This window comes from Tunicatimonas sp., from assembly GCF_049647865.1.
Taxonomy (GTDB): domain Bacteria; phylum Bacteroidota; class Bacteroidia; order Cytophagales; family Cyclobacteriaceae; genus Tunicatimonas.
This window is the reverse complement of the sequence record NZ_JBARYM010000248.1, coordinates 1-9,118: the sequence shown is the minus strand read 5'-3', so window position 1 is coordinate 9,118 and position 9,118 is coordinate 1. Positions and strand designations below refer to the sequence as shown.

Below are 9,118 nucleotides of genomic sequence, written 5' to 3'. Positions count from 1 at the left end.
TCAATATAGTTAGAAAATAAGGCGAATTTGGATTCTTCTTCCTCCAACGATTGGATACTATCGAGCAGAATTTGATCTTGATTCGTTCTTTTGGCATCTACAAACTGCTGCAACCAGCTTAAGAGTTTTTCCTTGGTAGCATCAGTTTCATTTTGCAAGCTATCTAAGTATAGGGTTTGTTGAAGAACACGATCTTCGTAAGCCAAACTATCGTTCAGTTTCCTGTAGTAGATAACACTATCTACAATTTGAGATTGATCTACTGGAATACTGAAACTTACTTGATCATAGTGTTCATTCCATTGTAGAGCTTGGTTGTAATTTATTGGTTGGTAGAATAGCGTATCATAACTTAATAAAATGCTGTCGATATTTACCTGAGCAATGGGTTTGGAAAATAAGAAAGTACCTGAAATGGTATCGGTTATTTCATTATCATCTGAAGTAAACAGCGTCGTAAATTCAGCCAGCTTCCGACGGCTTTCGTTAAATTTTAAGTATAGCAAAGTATCCGATAAAGACTGCTGCGCTGAATCGGAAGCCGAAATAATAATAGCTAAGCTATCTTGCTTCAGGGTATTGTAGATACGAACTACTTGTTGCTCATCCTGAAAATTGCTGAATAGCACAATGCTAGAATCAGATAGGTTGAACGCTACCGAATCTTTTAGAAAGTCGAGGGTGGGTTGACTTACTTGTTCGGCTGCCGAGAGCGAATAACTATCTAATGACTTATTAAATTTAACCTCAAAATATTTACCATTAGCTCGAGCACTTTGTAGCTGGATGGGTCGTATATCTTGTCGCTGAATAACCAAGTCTATAGTTTTATTCATCGAGTAGGTTGAATCAGCAGTAATAACCGAGTCAGCCTTAACAGTCTGATTAACGTTTGTCCCTAAGTATACCGGCTCTGTCTTAAACCCAAAAGGTTCGTTATTTGAATCAATTTTTAGACTACTATTATCATCAACGTAGGCATAAATATTGTATAAACCCTCTCGGATATAGCGAATGGTATAATTACCTTCTTCATCAGTTTTCGCTAAATACATGGGCGGACCGGTGAATGCATCTAGTGTATCATTAACATCATAAAGAGCAACCACTACATCTTCCACTGGCTGCTGTGCCATTAGACTTCGGACATTACCATTTACCCGAAATGAATCAATTTCAGGTCCAGTACTAAACGCTACAATTAGATTCTCCGCGGGGTTTTTTTCTGAGGCGTCTTTAATTGCTTCCCGGAAATTAAATGTGTAAGTAGTACTATCTCGCAGTTCTTCTTCAATTTCTAAAAAAAGTGTTCGCCGACTTACGTAGAAGCTAAATTCTTCTATTGGAGGGGTAATAATGAGTTCCTGCTTCAGGTCTCGCCCTTCAATATACTCATCAAATTCTATTTCAATTTCATTGTCTTCAAAATTGACAGTTTCCAACTCAGGGTACATTCGCACCAATTGGGGGGGGATTGAATCCTTAGGTCCACCGGTGGGTGTACCCTGTCGGGCACATGATCCCGCTACAATTAGCAAAACCCAAAGTGCTAGTAGCCAACTATATTGTTTTATCATATTTTTGAATGTTCGGTATTTGGAGCATACTCGAGTTTTGTTTTTGAGGCCGAAAATTCAAGACTTAGTCCCTGAATGAGTCAATTTTTGACGGTATAGCCTGAGCTATAGCAGATAAAATTGGGTAAATGCAGAGGATAAAGATGATTTTGCAGGTCAAGGGATAAAATTTAAACATGCTCCTGTTATTAAACGCTTATTCGGAAGCTTTCTTTTGATTGTTTATATATAGTACAGTAGAAAGAGCTAATATATTCCTATAAGAACCACGTCGGCGGGAAAGGCGGTACATTAACCCGGTTTGCAATTTGTACTGTTGATTAAAGAACCAACCAACTCCAGCAAATAGTCGATTCTCACCACTTTGTTCTTCTCGGTTAAATGACCACAGATATTCGTTAGTAACAATAGCATACATTTCACCGGGGTCAAGTTGCTCACCATTCAATGGGCTATCAAAACCCAACCGGTACCGTATGCGATTGGTCAGTTCTGAATCACGAATGCGCTGCTCTAGCCGCACCCGATTGGCAACTCTCTTTCCTCCTAAGGCATACGCTACAAACGCAAACTGTTCCATAAACCGATGCTCGTGGAATTCGGTCGGCTCAGAAGAACGGATTTGGAAAGCATAACCACCACTAATTTTCTTATTATTCAAAAGTCCGTAGGTGGCAAAGAATTGAGTTTCATTCAGGTTCCATTGGAAGTCTGACGGATCTTCCCCAGACCGGTATTCAGCTAAGTCACTTCGCTGTAGTGTATTTATGTTGAATGACCACCGGTTCGGAAACTTTTGAGTAAAAGATATTCCTGGGTCCCATTGGGCTATTGTGGTCGGCTGAGCAAAAGTGCTAAATGCTATAAGTAATGAGATAAAAAAAAGGGTAAAAAATTGCAACACGATAGCTTAGTAGAGAAAATTATCCAATGATCGGCGCACAATTAATCGCTTTTGTTGAAGCGTTCCCCCGGTGTCAAATAGCATTTCGTAAGATTGAATTCGTGTGTTTTCTACTACATTAACTTCTAACTCAAAGTTTTGACTACTTTCGGTAGTTAATGTTGCATAGTGCTCAGTTGATTCTTCTGGTAAGAATTGTCGCTGCACTCGGTAAATATTGTATTTCCCGTAGTTAGCAACAATTGTTGAGTCAATTCGTAACCTGGCTGAATCAGGAATTTGATGAAAGTCGATCAGTTCTTCAATATCTTGCAGCGCCCCAGTTTTGTCAAACTCAATGCTGAACCGTCTTTTATCCCTGATTAATTTTGCTTCATAGCTTGAGTTTTTTCCGTCCGTTTCGGAATAGAATCGTTTTCTACGTGATTTTTTCAACCAATAGCTATCCAAGTATTGTCGGGCCGCTTCTGGCATTTCTTTCAACTTAATGCGTTCTTCCCGTTCTTGTTTTAGAATCTCTTGAGCCTCACTCTGCACAAATGGCAGTAATATTAGTCCGACTAAAGTAATTATTCGAAACAGCATTGCTTGATTATTTTCCAAGGTAGATCATAATAACTGATACGTCTGCTGGCGATACACCACTAATCCGAGAAGCCTGACCAATGGTATGTGGTCTAATTTTCCCTAGCTTTTCTCGCGCCTCGGTTGATAATGCCTTTACCGTATCGTAATCAAAATCGCTCGGGATTCGATAGTTTTCTAAGCTTTCTACTCGCTCTGCATGTTGACGCTCTTTCTCTAAGTAGCTTTCGTACTTAGTCAAAATCTCTACTTGTTCTTTTACCTCATCATCTACTCGTTGAAAGTATTCTTTTAAGGTAGGTTCTAGTTTTTCCAGCACATTTATAGAAATCTCGGGACGCTTTAATAGCTGGTGAATACTCACTTTTTCTTTAATTGTAGCAGTAGAAATTTCTCCTAGCCCATCATTTACTTCATCAGGAGTTGCTTTACGTTGCTTAATATCGACTAGCACTTCTTGAATAGCATTTCGTTTGTCAAACACTTTTTCCAATCGATCATCATCAATCAATCCCAATTGGTGGCCTTTTTCAGTAAGCCGCAGATCAGCATTATCTTGTCGTAAAAGTAAGCGGAACTCGGCTCGGGAAGTAAACATTCGGTAGGGTTCGTCGGTGCCCTTATTTATCAAATCATCAATCAATACTCCAATATATGCCTCCGATCTTCGCAAGATAAATGCTTCTTTTTCTCTTACTTTACGATGGGCGTTAATCCCTGCCATCAGACCCTGACATGCAGCTTCTTCATAACCAGTGGTTCCATTAATCTGTCCGGCAAAGAATAGATTCTCAATAACTTTGGTTTCTAAGCTCAGCGAAAGTTGAGTTGGCGGAAAATAATCGTATTCAATAGCATAACCTGGTCGAAATAGTTTTGCCTGTTTAAAACCAGGAATATGCCGGATAGCTTGATGTTGCACTTCTTCGGGCAGTGAAGTAGAAAAACCATTAACATACACTTCTACTGTATTCCATCCTTCTGGTTCCACAAAAATTTGATGGCGGTCGCGTTCAGCAAAACGGTTAATTTTATCTTCAATAGACGGACAGTAGCGTGGACCTTGCCCTCTGATTCGACCATTAAACATTGGTGAACGGTCAAATCCATCCGCTAACACTTCGTGTACGGTAGGGTTTGTATACGTAATATGGCAGCTCCGCTGATGAGCGAGTGGTTTAGTACTAGTAAAAGAAAACTTACCGGGTTTTTCATCACCGGGTTGCTCCTCCATTTTGCTGTAATCTAGCGAGCGTCCATCTACTCGTGGGGGAGTTCCCGTCTTCATCCGTCCCGCTTCAAATCCTAGACCGATAAGTTGTTCAGTAATTCCTTTAGAAGCGCGTTCGCCTGAACGTCCTCCGCCCATTTGCTTATCGCCAATATGTATTAAGCCGTTTAAAAATGTGCCATTGGTAAGGATTACAGTCTTCGATGTAATTTCTAATCCAATACTTGTTTTTATTCCTACTGCCTTCTCCCCTTCTACTAGAATTTCGGTTACCATTTCTTGCAGAAAATCTAGGTTCGGAATTCTCTCCAACTGTATTCGCCAAGCCTCAGTAAAGCGAGCTCGATCATTTTGAGTTCGGGGACTCCACATGGCTGGACCTTTGGACTTATTAAGCATGCGGAATTGAATAGCCGAGACATCGGTAATGATTCCGGAAAGACCGCCTAGCGCATCAATTTCCCGAACGATTTGTCCTTTAGCAACACCACCCATCGCTGGGTTACATGACATTTGACCCATCTTGGTCATATCCATCGTAATCAGCAAAGTTTTAGAACCCATATTAGCCGCAGCGGCTGCAGCTTCATTGCCGGCGTGCCCCGCTCCTACTACAATTACATCGTATCCTTCGAATAGCATATTTATTTTAGTTTTCCTCCTTCTCTACAAGTAAAGTTAGTATTTCGTTTCAGATTAGTTCTGATTTCTTTCCACAAATCGGTAGCATACCAAATAGTAATGTTAGGATAACTATTACCTCAAATTTTTAATCAGTATTATAGATTGCGGCTTAAACACATTACTCATTATTAATGAGTTATATCAAGTTGTGTGAAGCAATTGTTAATGTTCCACGTGGAACGTAGGTGTGAAGCATAGGAGAGTTTAAGAAGAATGAAATTCCTGGAAATACATATCAACGAACTTGCTTTCCAGAGTCCGCATTTCTGATTTTTCAATATCGTCAGAATCATTAAATTCTAGAAGATGAAGAATGCCATGAACAATCACTCTAAGAAGTTCGTGAAGAAAAGAGGTGTTTAACTGTTGAGAATTTTCCTTGACTCGATCAACACTAATAAAAATATCGCTTTCAAGAGGTTGACTAGACTGATCGCGATTATCAAAGGTAATTATATCGGTAAAAAAATCGTGAGAGAGAAACTGCTGATTTATGGTAAGTAAGTATTCGTCCGAACAAAAAATATAGTTAATCTCTTTGATGGAATGGTTGTAAAAAGTAACTACCTTTAATAGCCAATTCGTAACAGAAGAAAGAAGAGGGTGTGGAACAAAATTAGTGTCTTCTACAAAAAACTGAATCATCAATTGATGTAGAAAATAAGCTCTACCGTGCAGCCTTCATCCCGAAAGTTTACTTCATCGGAAAGGTGCTTCATTAGGAAGATCCCCCTACCGCCAGGTTTATCTATATTTTCGGGAGCCGTTGGGTCAGGTAAATTCGTGTGATCAAAACCATTACCTTCATCTTTTACCCAAAAAACAATAGAACCATCTTTAAGTTTTAAGGAAAGATCTACATTTTTATGAGAGTCGCCTTTATTACCATGGCGGATAGCATTGTTAACGGACTCAGTCACAGCAATCATAATGTTACCGTAGATATCATCGTTCAAACTGAACTGTTCTTTAGCATTGTCGATAAAACTTTCAATCATCCGAATATTTTCAGATAACGAAGGAACAGAAATGCTGATTGAATCCATATTATTAGTTTAAACGCTTAAAGTATTCATTGGCCTCAGTTTTATAATACGGATTGAGTTTAAGAGGCACTGTTTTTAATAGCTCAATCTCTTGTTTCTTGAGTTTAATATATTCGTCGAAGCGCTGAGCCGCTTGCTTTTCATAGGAGTCTTTAGCCGTTTCGCCTTTCCGCTTATGATCAAGCTCTTGCTCCCGATCCGACTTTTCTACATCTAACAAACGAGTCAAAATTTGCTTCTGTCGTTCAATCAACTCGTTCGTGAGCTTTTTGTTGACCAAATCAGTTTCAGTTTCTTCCATTTCCTTCGCCAATTGATCCCCGGTACCACCTCCCCCATCTTCTTCTGAATCCATGTCTTCTAATGCCTTCCGAATCTTCTCTTGCTGTTGAGCAAGTTTAGATAACTCTTCCGACAAAGCTCGTCCCGATTTTCCACTTTTCTGTAGATTCTGAATCTGCTCATTGAGTTGCTTTTGTAGTTCACTCAGGTTCATGTTCTGCTGAGAGTCTCCTGGGTTCTGCTGAGGGTTCCCCATAGCATCAGCCATTTGCTGCTGCATTTGGCTAAGTACATCATTAAGCAGTAAAGCTAAGTTGTTTATAGAAGTCATGGCGAACTGTTGCTGACTAATTGCTTTGTACTGTTGGCGTTCTCGCAACGATCCCATGCTTTCGTCCATATGCTTGTTCATATCTTTTACTTCCCGAGTAACGAACGATTGAATTTGGAAGACTCGTTCGGCTAAAGCCAATAAACTATCTTCTATAATCTGAGCATCATCCCGTAGCTTCAGTTGTTCTTGTGATAGATCAATAAAGCGAGGATCATTTTGCTTTACCTCCCGGAAGTCCTTCATTACCGTTTCTTGGTCAAAGGAAAGAGTTAGTAAGTTATCTAGAATATTCCGTAGATTATCCATATTTTCTTGCAGCATTTCCATCTCCATGCTCTGTTGCATTTGCTGGAGCTTCTGCGCCATTTGCTTCATTTGCTCAGCACTCTTCTGCTGAGATTTCTGGGCTTTCTTTCGCTGATTTTTTTCTAAAGCTTCCTGCGCTTTTTGCTGCTCCTGCTGCGTTTGCTCTTGCTCTTGCTTCGTGTCTTGCATAGGAGATGGATTCTTAAGATCTTGGTTCATCTCATTAAGTTCTTCCATCTCCTGCTGAATCTGCTCAAATTCTTCATTAAGTTGCTCCTGCTGCTCACTTAGTTCTTCGGTATCGTTTTCTTTGTTTTCGGTTTCTTCCGCTAACTTTTGCTGCTCATCCGCCTTCTGCTCCATTTGCTGTTGCACATCTTCTAGCTTAGAGTCGAACTTCATTCGTTTGAATAACTCTAGAGTACGCTCTAATTCCTCTTCCAGATTTTCTTCTTGATTATTAATCTGCTGAAGCTGATCGCGCATTTTATCCATATCAATTTGCTCATCTAGCAGCTTTTGAAGCTCTTCGTACATCTCTTTGGTTTCTTCATCTAATAGCTCATCCATTAATTGCTGCAACTGATCGATCTGCTCCTTTACTTTCTCGCTCTGCTCGCCGAATTGTTCTTGCTGCATTTTGCTGGCTTGACTCTGCTCTTTCAACTGTTCTAGTTGCTTTTCCAAGTCCTGTCGTTGCTTAACAATGTCTTCCAGTAATTGCTTGTCTTGCCAGGTTAAATCCTTTTTCCCACGTAGTCGTTTCTCTACCTCCTCTATATCTTGCTTCAATTGCTCCGCCTGTTGTACAGTTTTGCTAATTTGACTTTGAGTCTCGGCGGTAGATTTCTCTATATTTTCCCGAATAGTTTCACGGTCGGGAACGCTGAATACATAAGCGGAGGTTTGAGATGACTTATTACCATTTACGGCATCGTTGTCCCACACTCTAAGAAAGTAGCGGATTTTATCTCCTGGATTTAAACCAAGTGTATCTACGTTCCATTGATAGTAGTAGCTCTGGTTATTCTGTTTGGAATCTAAGGGAAGCCTAATCCGCTGATACTTCTCTTCACTATTTTTTCCTTCTTCCAGTGCTTCAAACTTATAGTATAACGCAAGCTGAGTAAGACCGTAATCATCCGATACATTTCCGCCCAATACCAAGAACTTATACATTGTGGTATCCTGAAATTGCTCTAAACTGATTTGCGGATTTTGATCAGGAATAACATCTAAGTAGTAGCGAATATCTTGCTTGTTGCTGCTGTACTCATTTACCAGATTAATCTGGTAGGTATCAGACTCTAATGCTTGTTTTTCCAACGAAAATGCGCCGTTAGTATCTTGTTCCAGTTGATAATTTTCTTCCTGTTCCACGAATGATAGTCGCATGCTATCGGCGGCCAGTGCGCTAAACTGCCAAGTGATATTGGTTCCCTCGGGTACTTGTAGGTTGCCAATGTTATCTAGTCGTTGATCTTCCCGAGAAAGGTAGCTGGGATAATCTAAGTAAACGCTAAAATTTTTCAAGTTGGGGCGATCTACTACTCTGATAGTGCGAGACACTGAGTTAAATCCGGCAGCTTCAATGTAGAAAGGTGTATCCCGCTGGATATTCTGAAAGGCGAATTGCAGTGTTCCTTCCTCATTGGGAGCCATTCGGAACCGCCGACCGGAAGCTACCAAATAAGCTTTGCCAGGAATAGCATTTCCTACCAAATCAACATCAACCGTGAAGTCTTCATTCTTGAAAGCGATGAGCGACTCATTCCCAACATTAAAGGAAAAAGGTGCCTCGGGGACGTATTCTTTATTGAAATTTACAATACGACGCGTTCCTTCTGAAAAAAATTGAGGAATAAAAAGAAGTACCACAATCATAACTGCTACCGGAACGGCAAGATATTTCAGATGACGCAAATTTTTACGAAGATTGATAGCTACTGGAAACCGAACCACCGAGAGGTTTTTGGTTTTTTGAGCAATACTCGCCGCGAGCAAATCACCTTGTTTGCTACCCGTATTATTTAACTGAATTAGGTTCAGTAATTTATCCTGTACATCAGGAAAGAACGTACCAATTTGTCGAGCCGCTTCTTCATCGCTAATCTGGCGTTTGTTGTTATACAAACGAACCAACGGATCAATTACCCACTTGATTAGTAT

7 protein-coding genes are annotated in these 9,118 nt (G+C 40.1%); all 7 read right to left on the bottom strand.

The genetic code is table 11. The features are described from left to right. The coding region (locus WBA23_RS07620; protein ID WP_424581676.1) for an Ig-like domain-containing domain at positions 1–1,577 on the bottom strand (1,577 nt) is incomplete at its 3' end. A 196-nt stretch (positions 1,578–1,773) separates the two neighbouring features. Further along, positions 1,774–2,481 (bottom strand): DUF2490 domain-containing protein, encoded by a 708-nt coding sequence (locus WBA23_RS07615; protein ID WP_424581675.1) that lies wholly within the window; start codon positions 2,479–2,481, stop codon positions 1,774–1,776. 6 nt (positions 2,482–2,487) lie between these two features. Beyond that, on the bottom strand, positions 2,488–3,066 hold the full coding sequence (locus WBA23_RS07610; protein WP_424581674.1) for a hypothetical protein: 579 nt from the start codon (positions 3,064–3,066) through the stop codon (positions 2,488–2,490). Positions 3,067–3,073: 7 nt separating this feature from the next. Continuing rightward, positions 3,074–4,939: a tRNA uridine-5-carboxymethylaminomethyl(34) synthesis enzyme MnmG gene (gene mnmG, locus WBA23_RS07605; RefSeq protein ID WP_424581673.1), complete on the bottom strand. Its 1,866-nt coding sequence runs from the start codon at positions 4,937–4,939 to the stop codon at positions 3,074–3,076. 246 nt (positions 4,940–5,185) lie between these two features. Continuing rightward, complete coding sequence (gene ybeY, locus WBA23_RS07600; RefSeq protein WP_424581672.1) at positions 5,186–5,626, bottom strand: rRNA maturation RNase YbeY; 441 nt, start codon at positions 5,624–5,626, stop codon at positions 5,186–5,188. Next, positions 5,626–6,027, bottom strand: a complete 402-nt coding sequence (locus tag WBA23_RS07595) for an ATP-binding protein (RefSeq protein ID WP_424581671.1) — start codon at positions 6,025–6,027, stop codon at positions 5,626–5,628. Before WBA23_RS07595 ends, ybeY begins: the two co-directional genes overlap by 1 nt. 4 nt (positions 6,028–6,031) lie before the next feature. Next, positions 6,032–9,118: DUF4175 family protein (locus WBA23_RS07590; RefSeq protein WP_424581670.1), on the bottom strand; the 3,087-nt coding region annotated here is incomplete at its 5' end.